This window comes from Streptomyces sp. NPDC031466, assembly GCF_055581265.1.
On the sequence record NZ_JBVIJT010000002.1, the window covers coordinates 558,452 to 575,124 of the forward strand.

The 16,673-nt window shown below is 74.0% G+C and carries 14 protein-coding genes; 8 read left to right on the plus strand and 6 right to left on the minus strand.

Going from position 1 to position 16,673, the window contains the following annotated elements:
* Window positions 1-39 precede the first annotated feature (39 nt).
* From ACZ5GP_RS05340 to ACZ5GP_RS05355, 4 genes are all read left to right on the plus strand, one after another.
* A complete protein-coding gene (locus ACZ5GP_RS05340) occupies window positions 40-762 on the plus strand; it encodes a uracil-DNA glycosylase (protein WP_358588002.1) in 723 nt (240 codons plus the stop codon).
* Window positions 763-795: 33 nt separating this feature from the next.
* A complete protein-coding gene (locus ACZ5GP_RS05345; protein WP_468749491.1) occupies window positions 796-1,986 on the plus strand; it encodes an MFS transporter in 1,191 nt (396 codons plus the stop codon).
* Window positions 1,987-2,011: 25 nt separating this feature from the next.
* Complete coding sequence (gene pip, locus ACZ5GP_RS05350) at window positions 2,012-2,965, plus strand: prolyl aminopeptidase (protein WP_468749492.1); 954 nt, start codon at window positions 2,012-2,014, stop codon at window positions 2,963-2,965.
* Window positions 2,966-3,190: 225 nt separating this feature from the next.
* Complete coding sequence (locus tag ACZ5GP_RS05355) at window positions 3,191-4,189, plus strand: glycoside hydrolase family 6 protein (protein ID WP_468749493.1); 999 nt, start codon at window positions 3,191-3,193, stop codon at window positions 4,187-4,189.
* On the opposite strand, the gene ACZ5GP_RS05360 is transcribed toward ACZ5GP_RS05355, so the two are convergent.
* From ACZ5GP_RS05360 to ACZ5GP_RS05375, 4 genes are all read right to left on the minus strand, one after another.
* Window positions 4,186-4,638 carry a GNAT family N-acetyltransferase gene (locus ACZ5GP_RS05360; RefSeq protein WP_468749494.1) on the minus strand — a complete coding sequence of 151 codons (453 nt, stop codon included), beginning with the start codon at window positions 4,636-4,638 and terminating at the stop codon, window positions 4,186-4,188. The genes ACZ5GP_RS05355 and ACZ5GP_RS05360 overlap by 4 nt on opposite strands.
* Before the next feature lie 107 nt (window positions 4,639-4,745).
* Window positions 4,746-5,765, minus strand: coding sequence for a TolB-like translocation protein (locus tag ACZ5GP_RS05365; protein ID WP_468749495.1), 1,020 nt, complete (start codon window positions 5,763-5,765; stop codon window positions 4,746-4,748).
* Complete coding sequence (locus tag ACZ5GP_RS05370) at window positions 5,762-7,030, minus strand: MFS transporter (protein ID WP_468749496.1); 1,269 nt, start codon at window positions 7,028-7,030, stop codon at window positions 5,762-5,764. The genes ACZ5GP_RS05365 and ACZ5GP_RS05370 overlap by 4 nt, the downstream gene beginning before the upstream one ends.
* 10 nt (window positions 7,031-7,040) lie before the next feature.
* Complete coding sequence (locus ACZ5GP_RS05375) at window positions 7,041-8,027, minus strand: metallophosphoesterase family protein (protein WP_468749497.1); 987 nt, start codon at window positions 8,025-8,027, stop codon at window positions 7,041-7,043.
* Window positions 8,028-8,327: 300 nt separating this feature from the next.
* On the opposite strand from ACZ5GP_RS05375, the gene ACZ5GP_RS05380 reads away from it, so the two are divergent.
* Window positions 8,328-11,492, plus strand: a complete 3,165-nt coding sequence (locus ACZ5GP_RS05380) for a DEAD/DEAH box helicase (protein ID WP_468749687.1) — start codon at window positions 8,328-8,330, stop codon at window positions 11,490-11,492.
* Between the two features lie 44 nt (window positions 11,493-11,536).
* The gene (locus tag ACZ5GP_RS05385) at window positions 11,537-13,057 is read left to right on the plus strand and encodes an SWIM zinc finger family protein (RefSeq protein WP_468749688.1); all 1,521 of its coding nucleotides are present in this window, start codon (window positions 11,537-11,539) and stop codon (window positions 13,055-13,057) included.
* Between the two features lie 7 nt (window positions 13,058-13,064).
* Here ACZ5GP_RS05385 and ACZ5GP_RS05390 read toward each other — a convergent pair whose 3' ends face one another.
* On the minus strand, window positions 13,065-13,649 hold the full coding sequence (locus ACZ5GP_RS05390; protein ID WP_468749498.1) for a DUF4291 domain-containing protein: 585 nt from the start codon (window positions 13,647-13,649) through the stop codon (window positions 13,065-13,067).
* Between the two features lie 150 nt (window positions 13,650-13,799).
* Window positions 13,800-14,294: a DUF3574 domain-containing protein gene (locus ACZ5GP_RS05395; RefSeq protein ID WP_468749499.1), complete on the minus strand. Its 495-nt coding sequence runs from the start codon at window positions 14,292-14,294 to the stop codon at window positions 13,800-13,802.
* A 292-nt stretch (window positions 14,295-14,586) separates the two neighbouring features.
* Between ACZ5GP_RS05395 and ACZ5GP_RS05400 the strand changes: the two genes are divergently transcribed.
* Window positions 14,587-15,672 carry a phosphatidylinositol-specific phospholipase C domain-containing protein gene (locus ACZ5GP_RS05400; protein ID WP_468749500.1) on the plus strand — a complete coding sequence of 362 codons (1,086 nt, stop codon included), beginning with the start codon at window positions 14,587-14,589 and terminating at the stop codon, window positions 15,670-15,672.
* Between the two features lie 161 nt (window positions 15,673-15,833).
* A complete protein-coding gene (locus ACZ5GP_RS05405) occupies window positions 15,834-16,517 on the plus strand; it encodes a DUF899 domain-containing protein (protein WP_468749501.1) in 684 nt (227 codons plus the stop codon).
* Window positions 16,518-16,673 lie beyond the last annotated feature (156 nt).

The following is a 16,673-nucleotide window of genomic DNA, read 5'->3' on the forward strand; positions in this document are numbered from 1 at the left end:
CCTGACCTGACCGTACGTACGTTACGTACGGTGGAGGGCATGGACGGCCTGAGCGAACTGGACGAGCGGATCACCGGCTGCCGCGCCTGCCCCCGCCTCGTCGACTGGCGCGAGGAGGTCGCGCGCACCAAACGCGCCGCCTTCGCCGACTGGACGTACTGGGGCCGCCCGGTGCCCGGCTTCGGTCCGCACGACGCCTCGCTCCTGATCATCGGCCTCGCGCCCGCCGCGCACGGCGCCAACCGCACGGGCCGGATGTTCACCGGCGACCGCTCGGGCGAGTTCCTCTACCCGGCGCTGTACGACGTCGGCCTGGCCTCGCGCCCCACCGCCGAGAGCGCCGACGACGGCCTGACGCTGCACGGCACCCGCATCACCTCGCCCGTGCACTGCGCCCCGCCCGAGAACAAGCCCACCACGCAGGAGCGCGACACCTGCCGCCCTTGGCTGGTGAGCGAGCTGAAGCTGCTCGCGCCGACGCTCAAGGCGGTCGTCGTCCTCGGCGGCTTCGGCTGGCAGGCCGCGCTGCCCGCCTTCACGGCGGCGGGCTGGGAGGTGCCGCGGCCCCGGCCGGCGTTCGGCCACGGGGCGCACGTCGTGCTGCCCGGCGGCCCCACCGGGGAGGGGCTCGACCTGTTCGGCTGCTTCCACGTCAGCCAGCGCAACACCTTCACGGGCAGGCTCACCCCCGCGATGCTGCGCGACGTGTTGCGCACGGCCGCCGTCGAGGCGGGGCTGCACCCGGATGGCCCAGCACAGTGAGCCGCGCCGGGCGGTGATTCCTAGCGTGAGGACGTGGACGAGACTCTCGCGGCCAAGCCCTCCCCGGCCGCCTACCGCAACCTCGCCGTGGCGACCGTCGGTTTCACGCTCACCTTCTGGGCGTGGGACCTCGTGGCGCCGCTCGGCAGCGACTTCAAGGACCGCCTCGCGCTGAGTTCCTTCGAGCAGTCGCTGCTGGTCGCCGTGCCGGTGATCGTCGGCTCGCTGGGCCGTGTGCCGGTCGGCGCCCTCACCGACCGCTACGGGGCCCGGCTGATGTTCCCGCTCGTCTCGGCGCTGACCATCGTGCCGGTCCTGCTGATCATCCCCGCCCGGAACAGCTACCTCGCGATGCTCGGCGTCGGCTTCCTGCTGGGCCTCGGCGGGACGACGTTCGCCATCGGCATCCCGCTCGTCAACTCCTGGTTCCCGCCCGCCCGCAGGGGCTTCGCGCTGGGTATCTTCGGCATGGGCATGGGCGGCGTGGCGCTCTCCGGTTACTTCACGCCGCGCATCGCCGAGCACGGCGACAACCTGCCCTTCGTCGTCGTGGCGATCGCCCTCGCGGCCTTCGCGGTGCTCGCCGCCCTGCTCATCACCGACCGCCCGGACCGGCCCGTGCCCACCAGCGCGCTCACCACCCGGCTCGGCCAGGCCGGCAGGCTGCGGGTCACCTGGGAGCTGTCGGCGCTGTACGCCATCGGCTTCGGCGGCATCGTCGCCTTCGGGGTGTACCTGCCGACGTATCTGAAGACCTGGTACGACCTCTCGCCGACCGACGCCGGGACCAAGGCGGCCGGGTTCGCGCTCGTCACCGTCGTCTTCCGGCCCATCGGCGGCTGGCTCTCCGACCGGATCCACCCGGCCACGGTCACCTCCGTCGCCCTCGCGGTGGTCGCGCTCTTCGCCGTCGTACAGGCCTTCGACCCGAAGCTGTACCCGATCGGCACGATCTGCTTCCTCGTCATGGCCGCCGGGCTCGGCACCGCGAGCGGCAGCGTCTTCGCGCTCGTCTCCCAGGTCACCCCGCAACCGCAGGTCGGCTCGGTCACCGGCATCGTCGGCGCCGTGGGCGGCCTCGGCGGCTTCCTCCCACCGCTGGTCATGGGCGCCATCTACAGCGCCAAGGACTCGTACTCCATCGGCTTCATGCTGCTGTCCGACCTCGCGCTCGCCGGGTGCGTCTACGCCTACGGGCGGATGCGCAACACGAAGGCGCTCTGACACCGCCCGCGGCTAGGGTGCCGCGATGGGCCTCTATCCGGACCTCGCACCCTACGACCACGGCATGCTCGACGTCGGCGACGGCAACCAGGTGTACTGGGAGACCTGCGGCAATCCGCTCGGGAAACCAGCGGTGGTGCTGCACGGCGGGCCCGGCTCCGGCTGCACGCCCTTCTTCCGCAGGTACTTCGACCCCGACGCCTACCGGATCGTGCTGCTCGACCAGCGGGGCAGCGGCCGCTCCACGCCGCACGCGAGCGACCCGGCGACCGACATGAGCGTCAACACGACCCCCCATCTGATCGCCGACCTCGAACGGCTGCGGCGGCGGCTGGGCATCGAGCGGTGGCTGGTGTGGGGGGTGTCGTTCGGGTCGGCGCTCGGACTGCGGTACGCGCAGACGCACCCGGACCGGGTCTCGGAGCTGATCCTCACCGGGCTCGCCACGGGCAGCCGCGCCGAGGTCGCCCTCCTGACGCGGGGCCTCGGCAAGATCTTCCCCGAGGCGTGGCGGGCCTTTCGCGACGGCGCCCCGGAAAAGAACCGGGACGGGGAGCTCGCCGCCGCCTACAACCGGCTCCTGGAGTCGCCGGACCCGGCGGTGCGGGCCGCCGCCGCGCGGTCCTGGACGGACTGGGAGACGGCGTGCGTACCGGCGCCGCCGCGTTCCGTGCCCCGCTATGAGGACGCGGCCTTCCGGGCCGGTTTCGCCCGGACCGTCACGCACTACTTCGCCAACGACCACTGGCTGGGCGGCGACGAGATCGTGCTGCGCGACGCCGCCTGCCTGCGGGGGATCCCGGGCGTGATCGTCCAGGGCACCCTGGACTTCGGTAACCTCCTCGGCACCCCGTGGCGCCTCCAGCGGGCCTGGCCCGAGGTGGAGTTGGTCCTCGTGGACGAGGCGGGCCACAACGCGGGGGCGCGCGGGATCGCGGCGGAACTGACGAGGGCGGCGGACCGATTCCGCCCGAGCTGACGCTATGACCAGCGGGTCGGTCAGCCGGCCGACCAGCCGGGTCGAGGCCCGCCCGCCGGTCGGGCGAGGCGAGCCGGGCTCCGGTGGCCGTCGTCCCGGACACGCCGCCGGGAGGGTGGATTTTTCGGGCTCCGGAGGGGTTCCGGCCGCGGCTGGGGGCGAGGTGCCCGCAGACTCCGGGGAACGCGCCGGGCAGGTCTGGCGCCGACCGCCTGGAGCCGCCCGGTGACCTTGCCGTCCTCTCGCCGCGCACGCCCCCGATTCCCGCTCTCCCGACTGATCGTCGCCGCCGCCCTGCTCCTCGGCGCGGCCGCCACCGGTGGTACGGCGGCGGGTGCCCCGCCCGGGGCGGCGCCCGTCTTCTGGGTCGACCCGACCAGCCACGCCGCCCGGCAGGCCGCCGAGTGGCGCGCGGCCGGACGTCTCGACGACGCCCTGCTCATCGACCGCATCGCGACGCGGCCCCAGGCCGTGTGGCCGGGCGAGGAGGCGCCCGGCGCCGTCGTACGGGCCCACGCGCAGGCGGCGGCCATCACGGGGCGCACCCCCGTCTTCGTCGCCTATTTCATCCCGCACCGCGACTGCGGCGCCTACTCCGAGGGCGGCGCCCGCGACGCGGCCCACTACCGCGGCTGGATCGAGGAGTTCGCCTCGGGCCTCGGCACCTCGGACGCGTACGTCATCGTGGAGCCGGACGCCGTCGCCCACATGGTGGCGGGCTGCCCCGGGGCGGACGCCGCCGAGCGCTACGAGCTGCTGGCCCACGCCGTGCGACGCCTCAAGAGCCGCCCGCACACCAAGGTGTACCTCGACGCGGGCAACGCCGGCTGGATCCCCGAGGCGCAGCGCCTGGTCGCCCCGCTGCGCAGCGCCGGCATCGACGAGGCCGACGGCTTCGCCCTGAACGTCTCCAACTTCCACACCGACGAGGTCAGCGCGGAGTACGGGCACCGGGTCGCCGCAGCGCTGGGCGGTGGCAAGCACTTCGTCGTCGACAGCAGCCGCAACGGCAACGGCCCCTACGTCGGCACCGAGCCCTGGTGCAATCCACCGGACCGCGCGCTCGGCACCCCGCCCACCACCGCGACCGGCGACGCCGCCCTCGACGCGTTCCTGTGGATCAAACGCCCCGGCGAGTCCGACGGCACCTGCCGGGGCGGCCCGCGGGCCGGCCAGTGGTGGCCGGAGTACGCGTTGGGCCTCGCCCGGCGGGCGCGGAGTTAGGGGCGCCAGACGCAGCGGATGTCCGGCTCGCGCTCCTCGTTGGCCGAGCCGTCCGTGCGTTCCTCCTCGGTGAAGCCATGGCGGGCGTAGAACCGCCGGGCCGGGGCGTTGACCTCGAACGTCCACAGCCAGAGCCCCTCGGGGCTGCGCTCCTTGGCCAGTTCCACGAACCGGTCGCCGACGCCCCGCCCCCGCCACTCGGGGGCGAGGTAGAGCTGGCTCAGCTCGTCCCCGTCGAGGACCATCATGCCGACGGCCTCGCCCGCCGACCGGGCGAGCCAGGTGCCGCCGCGCGGCACGACGACGTACTCGAAGAACTCCCGCACCTCGGCGTCGGAGTGCGCCCGCCGCACGGTCGGCAGCGCCGCGTCGTAGGAGCGCAGGTAGACGTCGGTGACGGCGGCGGCGTCGGACTCGGTGGCCGGGCGCAGGTCGATCGGGGTGGTCATGCAGCGATCATGTGCGAGCCCGGGGGCGCGCCGCATCCCCTTTTATCCGCGCCGTCGAGGGCCGCCCGCGCCCCGAGGGACGCCCACCGCACCCGGGCCACGTCGGCTCAGCGCACCGCCGCCGGTGAACTCCCGCCCGGCACCCGCAGAGCGGCCTTCCCCGAGCCGTCGGCCGGTGCCGACCAGATGTCCGACTTCCGTCCGTCCTGGCCCGGCAGCGCGTACGCGAGGGTGTCGTCGTCCAGCCAGGCGGCCTGGTCGTCGACGTTCCGCCGCTCGGCGACCGGGTGTTCGCGCATCGTACGAAGATCGAGGACGTACAGCCGCCACGGGTCCGAAGTCCCCTCCCGTACGCGCTTCTTGAAGGCGAGGCGGGTGTTGTCGGGGGAGAGGGAGGGGCATTCGACGTTCTCGCGCAGCGCGGTGGCCGCCCACTTCCGCATGTCGCCCCGCACGAGGTAGGTCCGGCCCTTGGTCGAGACGGTCGCGTAGAAGCGGTTGTCGTCCTCGGCGAAGGTCACGCCCCAGTAGTTGACGTCGGGGGCGTGGTAGCGGCGGCCGTGCAGGGTCAGCGGGATCTCCTCCATGTTCTTGATGAGGTAGCCGGTGCGGGTGTCCAGGATCGAGGTGCGGGTGGAGAAGGAGGAGCCCGCGTAGGAGTCACCGGTGGCGAACATCGTCCAGGACAGCATCCGGCCCGACGCGGAGACGCGGGCCCGGTTGGGGATGCCGGTCAGCGCGATGCGGCGCTTCTCGCGCAGCCGCGCGTCGAGGACGACCGCGTACGCCTTGGGCGGTATCCCGGAGCGGCGCTGCAGGCACAGGCCGGTGCGGGCGGCGGCGTAGAACCGTTCGCAGGACGGGCCGCCGGTGGTGCGGGCGTCCTTGCGGGGCGCCGCGCCGGACGCGGGGAGACGGGCGACACGGCCCGCACCCGCCTCGGTGCTCCGGAAGTAGAGCTGCCCCGAGTCCAGGCCGAACGCCGATGTGGTGTCGGCGGACCGGGCGCGCTGCGCCGCGTGCAGGGTGTACGCGACGGCGACGCCCACGAGGACAGTGGCGACCACGGCGACCGCGACGATCCGGGAGCGCGGCGAACGCCGGGTGAGGGGAGCGGACACGGTCATGAGCACCTTTCGGTACGGGGGAGCAGCACGGCCGCCCCCGCGAGCGCCGCCGCCAGGGCGATCACCGCGCAGGTCAGCGCCGGCCCGACGCCCCACAGCGTCCAGGCCGCGCCGAATCCGGCGGCGGCGGCCAGCCGGGCGAGGGCCTGTCCGGTCTGGAGCACGGCCATCCCGCAGGCGCGGCGCTCACCCGGCACGAACGGTGCGGCCAGGGCCATGAGGACGCCGTCGGTGGCGGCGTAGAAGACGCCGAGGAGGAGCAGTACGCCGATGAGGAGCGGCCGGCCGTCGGTGGGCGCGAGCAGCAGGACGTACCCGCCGAGGAGCGCCACGTGCCCGGCGAGGAAGGGCACGCGGCGCCCGACGCGGTCGGCGAGCCGTCCCGCCGGTACGGCGAGCAGCAGATAGACCGCGGCGGCGCCCAGCGGGAGCAGCGGGAACCACGACACGGCGAAGTCGAGCCGCCGCTGGAGGAGCAGATAGAGGAACGCGTCGCCGATGGTGGCCGCGCCGAGCAGCGAGGCGGCGAACAGGACGCGCCGGAAGGCGGGGACGCGGAGCAGGTCGAGCACCTTGGCGCGCGGCGGAGCCGGTCCGGCCGCCCTTCGCGGGTTCGCCGGCCCCGAGGCCGCCTGCTCCCGGTGACCGGGCACGAACGCGACCAGCGTCAGCACCCCGAGCAGCCCGAAGCAGAAGCTGACGACGAACACGGCGTCGTAGGCGTCCGCGGTCGCCCACAGCAGCGCGAACGCGGCCAGCGGCCCGAGCAGCGCGCCCGTGGTGTCCATCGCCCGGTGCACGCCGAAGGCGCGGCCGAGCGCGTCGGGCGGGCTGCTCAGCGAGATGAGCGCGTCGCGCGGCGCGGTCCGCACCCCCTTGCCGATCCGGTCGGCGGCGAGCGCCGCGCCGATGCCGGCGGTGGCGCCGCCCGCGAGGAGCAGGCCGAGCCGGGAGAGCGCGGAGAGGGCGTAGCCGCTCCCGGCGACGAGCTTGTGCCGCCCGCCCCGGTCGGCGGCGTACCCGCCGACCAGGCGCACCAGCGCGGTCACGCCGTTGTAGAGGCCGTCGAGGAAGCCGAACTGCAGCGGCGAGAGACCGAGTTGGAGGATGAAGTAGAGCGGCAGGACGGCGGTGACCATCTCGGAGGAGATGTCCGTGACCAGGCTGACCGCGCCGAGTGCGAGGACGGGTCCGGCGACGCGGCCGCGCCGGGCCCCGGACTTCTCCGAGGCCTTGGCGACCGCGTCGGTGGTGGCCAGGTACATGGCACGCGTCTCAGCGGCAGGTGTACGAAGGGCTGGTGTCCTTCGTCGAGCCGTCCGTGGCGACGAGGTTCCAGGAGAACCCGGTGTCGGTGAAGTTCAGCTTGACGACACCGAAGGTCTTGGTGATCCGCTTCTGGCTGTTGGGCTGCACCTCCTCGATGTCGTACGGGTGGGCCCCGCCCATGCCGCCGAGCAGCTCGACGATGCCGTTAGGGTCCGCCTTGCCGTCCGCGTTCTGCGGCGCGAACCGCTCGTAGTGGTGGTCGTGGCCGTTGAGCACCAACTCGGCCTTGTGCTGCTGCAGCAGCTTCCACACCGGGCGGCCCACGGGGTCGTTGCCGTGCTCACCGGAGGAGAAGAGCGGGTGGTGCCAGTACGCGGCCACGCACTTCTTGGAGTTGGCGGCGAGGTCGTCCTTGAGCCAGTCGATCTGGTCCTCGTCGTCGAAGCTGTTGGAGTCGAGGGCGATGAAGTGCCAGTTGTCCTGGTCGAAGCTGTAGTAGCTCTTGCCGTCCGGGTAGGCGATGGACCCGAAGTAGGACTTGTAGCCCTTGAGCGGGCCGGCCGGGTCGTACGTCTCGTGGTTGCCCGGGACGGGACGGGTCCTGCTCTTGAAGGCGCCCCAGGTCTTGTCGTAGTAGTTCTTGTAGTCCTTCAGGCGCGCGTCGTCGTACTGGTTGTCGCCCATGGTCATCACGAAGGACGGGTTGATCTGCTTGACCAGGGCCGCCGTCTTGGGGTGCTTGCAGCTGCTGCTGCTCGCGGTGCACTGCTCGGCGATGTCACCGGCGGCGACCGCGGTGAAGCCGGCGCGGGGCCCGGCGGCGGGGGAGGCGGCCGTGGCGGCGTCGGCCTCGGCCTTCTCTGCCGGGGACCAGAGCAGCACGCCGCCGACGAGGGCGAGCGAGGCTCCCATGGCGACGGGGATGCCCCAACGTGCCCTGTGGGAGCGGTCGTTGAGCGTGCGGGTGGGGGTGATGCGGGGGGTGGACGACATGTCCGTCTCCTCGGTTGGCGTGGGGGTGCCGGGCCGTCTCGGGGAATCCTGGCGACAGGGCATGTGCGCGTCAATGACTTGAGCGGTAATTGTTAGGAAACTTTCCTTCCAGTGCGGGGAGGGGGCGGTTGAGCGGCCTTCAAGGGGCGTCGGGCTGCGCCGCACGGGTGGCCCGGCGGACACCCGGCCGGGTTGTCAGTGGTCTCGCCTAGGGTGGCGAAAGCAGGGGGCCGGTGGCGTGAGCAGGGGCTGAGGGAGGTGGCGGCGATGACGGCGGAGGCGGTGCGGGCGGCGACGGCGATGACGCCCGAGCAGGCCTCCCTCGTGCGCACCTGCGCGGTGGTCTTCCTCCCGGCGGAAGCGCCGAGGGAGGGCCGAGTCGCGTTCTGGCGGCCGGACGGGGGAGAGCTTCCGGGGTGCGCCGAGGGGGACGGCGGGCTTGGCAGGCTTGGGGCGGGGGCGTCTGGTGCCGGGGTGCCCGGGGCCGGGCGGGACGGTTTTGGCGCGGGTGGGTCCGGTACTGGGGCGGACGGTCCTGGGGCGGGGGTGTCCCGTGCCGGGGGTGGTGGTCTTGGCGCGGGTGCGTCTGGCGTCGGGCGGGACGCGGCGGGTGCCGGGGTGCCCGGGGCCGGGCGGGGTGAGCTTGTCGTGGCTCGTCGGCACGGCAAGGGCGCCCGCTCCCGCACCGTGCCCGCGCTGTTCCTGCCGGTGGGCGAGGCCGTGCCGCTTCTGTTGCGCGCGGCGCACCCGCACCCGGCCGCCGCCTGCTGGGCCGCGGCCGCCCGGCACGCGCTGCACCTGGCCGCGCGCGGCCGACTGCTGCCCGGCCTCACCGCGGGCGACCTCGACGCGTGGCGGGCGGGCCCGCTGGACGAGGCCGATGTCGCGCACCTGCGCGCCATCGCCACGGCCCTGCCCGCCGAGGGGCACGCCGTGCCGTTGCCGGGCGTCGGCCCGCTGCTGCTGCCAGAGCCATTCGCCCTGGTCAGGGCCTTCGTGGACGCGGTGGTGGACGCGCTGCCCCGCACGCCCGCGGCCGCGTACGCGGTCGGCGCCCCCTTCGCGGCGCGCGAGCCGCAGCGGCTGCCGGGCGCCCGGGAGTGGGCGGCGGAGGTCGCGGCCGGCATGGACGCCGGGGTCCGGGTGTCGTTGCGGCTCGACCTGCGGGCGCACGAGGTGTTCGACCGGGGGGATGACGAGCCGAGCCCCGACGCGGAGGAAACGCCGGGCGCCGAGGCCCAAGGGGTCCAAGGGGCCGAAAGAGGCCGCTCCGGTGCGCAAGAGTCGCCCGGGGGCGAGAGGGGCGACGCCCCGCAAGGCGTGCCCCGCGCGGCGGTGGCCGCCCCCGCGGCCGCCGTCGTCCAGGTGCACAGCCTCGCCGACCCCTCACTGGTGACCGACGTGCCCGGACTCTGGGCGGACGCCGCCGGCCACTTCGGCCCGCGGGCCAGGATCGACACCCTGCTCGCCCTGCGCCGCGCCGCCCGCGTATGGCCGCCGCTCGCCCGCCTGCTGGAGCGGCCGCGCCCCGACGTGCTGCCGTTGAGCGAGGAGGAGCTGTACGACCTGCTGGGCGCGGCGGCCGGCCGGCTCGGCGCGGCGGGGGTGGCCGTGCACTGGCCGAGGGAGCTGACCCGCGGCCTCACCGCGACGGCCGTCGTCCGCCCCGCGCCCGGCACCGCCGCCGACAACTTCGACTTCTTCAAGACGGAGCAACTGCTCCAGTTCCGCTGGCAGTTGGCGTTCGGCGACCAGCCGACCGAGCCGCTGACCGAGGCGGAGCTCGACCTGCTGGCGGAGGCGCACCGCCCGGTGGTCCGCCTGCGCGACCAGTGGGTCCTGGTCGACCCCGAACTCGTACGCAAGGCACGCAAGCGCGACCTCGGCCTGCTCGACCCGGTGGACGCCCTGTCCGTCGCCCTCACCGGCACGGCGGAGGTCGACGGCGAACAGGTGCCCGCCGTGCCCATCGGCGCCCTGGCGCGGCTGCGCGAGCGGGTGACGGACGACCTCGACGCCATCGACCAGCCGCCCGGCCTGCACGCGACCCTGCGTGACTACCAGCTGCGGGGCCTGGCCTGGCTGGACCGCATGACCTCGCTCGGCCTCGGCGGCTGCCTCGCCGACGACATGGGCCTCGGCAAGACGATCACGCTGATCGCCCTCCACCTCCACCGGGCGCACCCCGCCCCGACGCTCGTGGTCTGCCCCGCGTCACTGCTCGGCAACTGGCAGCGCGAGATCGAACGCTTTGCGCCGGGCGTGCCGGTGCGCCGCTTCCACGGTCCCGGCCGCAGCCTCGCCGGGCTGACCGGCGGCTTCGTGCTCACCACGTACGCCACGATGCGCACGAGCGCGCCCGAGCTGGCCGCCCGGCCCTGGGGCCTGGTCGTCGCCGACGAGGCGCAGCACGTCAAGAACCCCCACGCGGCGACGGCGAAGGCCCTGCGCACCATCCCCTCCCCGGCCCGCGTCGCGCTCACCGGCACCCCCGTGGAGAACAACCTCTCCGAGCTGTGGGCCCTGCTGGACTGGACGACCCCCGGACTCCTCGGCCCCCTGAAGGCGTTCCGCGCCCGGCACGCGCGCCTGGTGGAGGGCGGCGAGAGGGCCGAGAACGACGAGGCGCTGGCCCGCCTGTCCCGTCTGGTCCGCCCTTTCCTCCTGCGCCGCAAGAAGTCGGACCCCGGGATCGCCCCGGAACTGCCCCCGAAGACCGAGACCGACCACCCGGTCACCCTCACCCGCGAGCAGACCTCGCTCTACGAGGCGGTGGTGCGCGAGACGCTGGCCCGCATCGAGGCCTCCGACGGCATCGCCCGCCGGGGCCTGGTGATGAAGCTGCTGATGGCGCTGAAGCAGATCTGCAACCACCCGGCGCAGTATCTGAAGGACGGCGCGCTCACCACACGGTCGGGGCGCCCCCGCTCCGGCAAGCTGGAGCTGCTCGACGAGCTCCTCGACACGATCCTCACGGAGTCGGAGAGCGCCGGCGCGGTCCTGGTCTTCACGCAGTACGTGGAGATGGCCCGTCTCCTGGAGACGCACCTGACGTCCCGGGGCATCGCGAACCAACTCCTGCACGGCGGTACGCCGGTCGCGCGCCGCGAGGAGATGGTGGACCGCTTCCAGTCGGGCGAGGTCCCCGTCTTCCTCCTGTCGCTGAAGGCGGCCGGCACCGGTCTGAACCTCACCCGCGCGGGCCACGTCATCCACTACGACCGCTGGTGGAACCCGGCCGTCGAGGAACAGGCCACCGACCGCGCGTACCGCATCGGGCAGACCCGGCCGGTCCAGGTGCACCGCCTGATCACGGAGGGCACGGTCGAGGACCGCGTCGCCGAACTCCTGGCTGCGAAGAAGGCGTTGGCGGACGCGGTGCTCGGCGAGGGCGGCGAATCCGCGCTCACCGAGCTGTCCGACGCGGAACTGGCCGACCTGGTGGCCCTGCGGAGGACGACGTGAACGGACGTGTGCCTAGGGGCGGCGGCCTCGGCCGGGCGAGCGGGATGAGCGAGACGAGCCGCATGGGCAGCGGCCGCGTCTTCCCCGCCCTGCCCGCCCACCCCGACCCCCACGCGCCCTTCGCCACGTCGTGGTGGGGGAACGCGTGGATCGACGCGCTGGAGGAGAGCGCCCTGGACCGGGCCCGTCTGGTCCGCGGCCGTGCGTACGCCCGCCAGGGAGCGGTCGACACGATCACCGTCGCGCCGGGCCGCATCGTGGCGTACGTCCACGGCAGCCGCCCCCGCCCCTACCGCGCCGAGATCCGCCTGCGGACCATGCTCCCCGCCCACTGGGACCGCTTCCTGGACGCGGTGGCCACGGACCCCGCGCACATCGCGGCGCTGCTCGACAAGGACATGCCGCACGCGCTGGCCGAGGCGGCGGACCGCGCGGACGTCCCGCTCCTGCCGGGCGCCCGCGAGCTGTCCCCGTCCTGCACCTGCCCGGACCGGGGTCACCCCTGCAAGCACGCCGCCGCCCTCGCCTACCAGACGGCCCGCCTCCTGGACGCCGACCCCTTCGTCCTGATGCTGCTGCGCGGCGGCGAGGAGCAGGATCTCCTGGACGAGCTGTCCCGACGCAACGCGCGCATGGCGGCGGCGGAACGACAGCCGACCCCCGCCACACCCGCCTTCACCACGCCCGACTCCGGGTCCACCGCCTTGGGGTCCACTGTCTCGGGGGCCACCGCGCCCGGGCCGACTGACCTCGGATCCACTGCCTCGGGGGCCACCGACCCCGCCTCACCCGCCCTCGGGTCCACTGCTCCCGGGTCCACCGCGCCCGGGTCCACCCCCGGGCCTGCCGCGCCCAACTTCGTCACCTGCCCGTCGGCCGACTCCACGCCCGCCCCCTCCGGGGCCGGGGAGACGGGCCGCCTCGCACCCCTCCCCGGCACCCCGGCCCGGGACGCGCTGGCCGCGGAGTACCGCCCGGCGCCCCCGGCCCCGCTGCCGCCCCCGCCGCACCCGGGCGAGCCTCCGGTGCTGCCCTCCCTCCCCGGCGCGCCGGACGCGGCGTCGCTGGAGTTCCTGATCACGGACGCGGCGGCCAGGGCCCACGCCTTCCTCACCGCGGGCACGGACCCCTTCACGGCCGCCTCCCCCTGGCACGACGCGGTCCGCCTCGCGGCCTCCCACCCCGGTCTCACGGGCCGCCGCACCTTCAGCCGCCAGTTCGCCGCACTGGCCCGCTCGGTGGGCAGTACCCCGGCCGCCCTCTCCCGGGCGGCGGCGGCCTGGCGCCAGGGCGGCGAGGAGGGCCTGGCGGTCCTCGAAGCCCCCTGGGACCCCCCGGCGGGCCCCTTCGACCGCGCCCGGGGTGCCCTGGCCGAGGCGGACCTCCCCCGGATGACGATCCACCACAACACCCTGACGAACCAGGAGGCCTCCCGCCAGCTCCGCTACGGCCACGACGGCCGCTGGTACCCCTACCGAAGCGACCCGGGCGCGGACGACTGGTGGCCGGAGGGAGAGGCGGACATGGACGTGGTGGGGGCCCTCACGGCGGTGCTCGGGAGCTGAGGGCGTCTCAGGCGGCCAGGTGCGCCAAGAGGTCGCCGGGCGTCGGATAGGGGCGTTCCGGGGGGAGGAGCCGCGCGGCCGCGGTGAGGTCGTCGCCGCGTACGAGGGCGTGGATCGCGTGCGCGCGGTCGGTGACGTCCGTGATCGACACCGTCCACTCGTCCGCGTAGCGGCGGGCCGCCTCGCCCGCCAGGCCCAGCTGCAGGGAGCGGTGGGGGAGCGGGGTGAGACGCAGGTCGCGTTCCGGGTCCCACTGGACGCGGGCGGGAGACTCGCGCAGGGCGCGTTTCCAGGCGGCCTGGTCGGGGTGCACGTCGGGCGCGTAGTGGGAGAGGCACGCGTGGCGCAGCGCCCAGTCGAAGCCCTCGCGCGTGATCTCCACGGCCAGAACCGTCTGCTGACCCTCCTTCACGGCCCAGCCGCAGCGGTACATCATCCAGAGGAAGGACGGCTTGATCCACGTCATGCGGTCCCGTTTCCAGGCGGAGGGGAAGCGGCCGGTGCGGGCCGCGGGGATGCCGATCGGGGGGTCGTAGGCCTGGTAGACGGTGATGGTCGAGTCGGTGTGCAGGGCGCGGATCTGGTGGGTCATGGCAGCTCAGCCTGGCGGGACCGGCGGCGATACGCCAGCGAATTCCGGCCCGTCCGGCAGCCCTCCCGGCTCAGCAGCCCGCCCGGCGCAAAAGCCCGCCCAGCAGCCCGCCCGGCTCAGAAGCCCGCCCCGCTCAGAAGTCGGCCCCGCTCAGAAGTCGGCCCGGGTCCGCTCGTCGAGCCGCGCGACCGAGTCCTGCGCGAACGCCTTCTCGTAATCGCTGCGGATCTCCTCGATCAGGGCGTCCCGCTTGCGGGCCTCGCCCGTCGGGTACAGCAGGATCAGTTCGTACGAGCGTTCGCGCTCGATCCTGCCGTGGGAGTCGCGCCACTGCCCGCGCCCGTCCTGGATGGTCAGCCCGTCGGGAAAGCCCGGCGTGACCTCCTTGTCGATGAAGGCCATGAACTGCTTGTCGGTGACCGCCGGGCCGCCGTCGGGGCGCTCCGTGCCGAAGAACAGCCGGGTCTCCGTGAAGGGCTTGCCCCGCGCGACCGTCGGCGCGGCGGCCGCCGCCGAGGACGACGGCCGTGACCCGCCGTCCAGCGAGGCGTACGCCGCCGGCGCGCCGACCGCCAGGGCCGCCGTCGCGGCGCCGGCCACGGCGAGTCGGGTACGGGTGAGGCGGGAGAGGCGGGTTGCGGCCATGAGCGGTCCCTTTCGGCGGCGGGCGAGGACGTCGCCCCCTGTGAGCGCCCCCTGTGAGCGCCCCCTGTGAGCAACCCCTGTCCGGGAGAGACGGAGTCCCCTGTCGGCCGCACACCGTAGCGGACTCGCCCGCCTAGCCCCAGGCGCTACGCCGCGAGGTCCCGCCCGCCACCACCGTCCCGGTGAGTACGAGGTGAGGGCGCGAAGTCGTGTCACGCTCGACCCGGGGTGCCCGAAGCCGTAAGACGCCGTCTTCCCTCACGTCACCCGACTCCCCTACCGTGCCCCTCACTTGACGGAAGCGGTACGTGAGGGGGCGGTGGGCGTGGCGGTACGCGGCAAAGTGGTGGGGCTGCTGGTGGGAACCGTCGCCGCCTGGAGCGTCCTCGGGGGCGGCAGTGGCACCGCGGTCGGCGCCGAGGACCCCGCGCCGGACTCCGCGTACGCGGCCACGACCGGCGTCGGCCTGCACAACGCGTACGAGAAGGCGAAGTACCCGTACTTCGCCGACGCCCTCGACTCGGGCGCGGCGATGCTCGAACTGGACGTCTGGACCAACGTGTTCGGCAGTGGCTGGCGGGTCTCGCACAGCAACCCGGTCGGCAACGACAACAACTGCGAGAACGCCCAGAACCCCGGCGAACTGCGCACCAAACCCCGCAACCAGAGCCTCACCGGCTGCCTGCGGGACATGCGGGCCTGGCACGACGCCCACCCCGGCCACCGGCCCGTCCTGGTGAAGGTCGAACTGAAGGACGGATTCCAGGGCAGGTACGGGCGCGGCCCCGCCGACCTCGACGCGCTCCTGACGAACGTGCTCGGTGACGCCGTGTACCGGCCGGGCCGGCTGGCCTCCGGGCACGCCACTCTCGACGACGCCGTGCGGGACAAGGGCTGGCCGAGCCGCGCCGAGCTGGCCGGGAAGTTCGTGGTCGAGCTGATACCCGGCACCGTCGAGCAGGGCAATCCCGCCGACACCCTGTGGACCGACCGGGAGTACGCCACCCATCTGCGCGACCTGGCCGCGGCGGGCCGCCTCGACCGGGCCGCCGCCTTCCCCGCCGTGCTGGGCGCGGAGGCGGGCGATCCGCGCGGGCGGTACGCAGACGCATCGATCCGGCCGTGGTTCGTGGTGTTCGACGGTGACGCCGCCGCGTACGCGGGCGGGGGCATCGACACGCGGTGGTACGCCGACCGGCGCTATCTCGTCGTCATGACCGACGCCCACAATGTGGCCCCCGCCATCGACGGGACCCGCCCCACCGAGGCGCAGGCCGAGGAGCGGGTCGCCCTGCTGGCCCGCCGGCACGCCAGCATCGTGTCGTCCGACTGGTACCCGCTGCCGAAGGTCCTCTCGACGGTCCTGCCGCGCGGCTGAACCGCGCCGTACAGCGCGGTCGTACGCCACCGCGCTGACCTGCGGCGCGTGGAAGGCCGCGACTTTTTCCGGCATTTCTCGCCGACGGGCGATGAGTTCCGCCCACCCCGCCGGTCCACCCTTCGCCGAAGTACGCGCCCGAAGGGTGGAGGAGACACACCATGGGACTTCCGGACGTCGTCACACGCGAGGAGTGGCTCGTCGCACGCGCGCGATTGTTGGCCAGGGAGAAGGCCGTCACCCGCGCGCGCGACGCGCTCAACGCCGCGCGCCGCGAACTGCCGATGGTGGAGGTCGACAAGGACTACTACTTCGACGGCTCCGACGGGAAGGCGACCCTGCTCGACCTCTTCGACGGCCGTGAGCAGCTGATCGTCTATCACTTCATGTTCGCCCCGGAGTGGGACGCGGGCTGCCGCAGCTGCTCGGCGTTCCTCGACCAGATCGGGCACCTCTCGCATCTGCGGGCCCGGGGCACGAACTTCGTCGCCGTCTCCCGCGCGCCGTACACCGCGCTGCTCACCTTCAAGGCGCGCATGGGCTGGACGGTGCCCTGGTATTCGACCAACGGCGGCGACTTCAACCACGACTTCCAGGCGTCCTTCGACGAGGAGCCGTACGACGTGCCCGCGATCAACTGCTTCCTGCGCGACGGGGACCGGATCCACCACACGTACGCGACGTTCGCCCGGGGCCTGGACGGCATCGGCTCCACGACCAGCCTCCTGGACCTCACCGCGCTCGGCCGCCAGGAGGAGTGGGAGGAGCCGAGGGGGCGGTCGTCGGCGCTCGGCGCCCCGGCGGGCAGCGCCCGGGTGCGCTACCACGACGAGTACGAGGACTGAGGGCCCCGGCCCCCGGGAGGACTGAGGGGCGCGGCCCCGGGAGAACCCTGGGAAACGCCTCGACTCTGTGTCGGTTCGGTTACGTCGCGAGCCCTTGGGGGCCCGGCGCGCGTTCTCCACAGCAGAACCGAACGAACCGTACGGGGGACAGGAAAC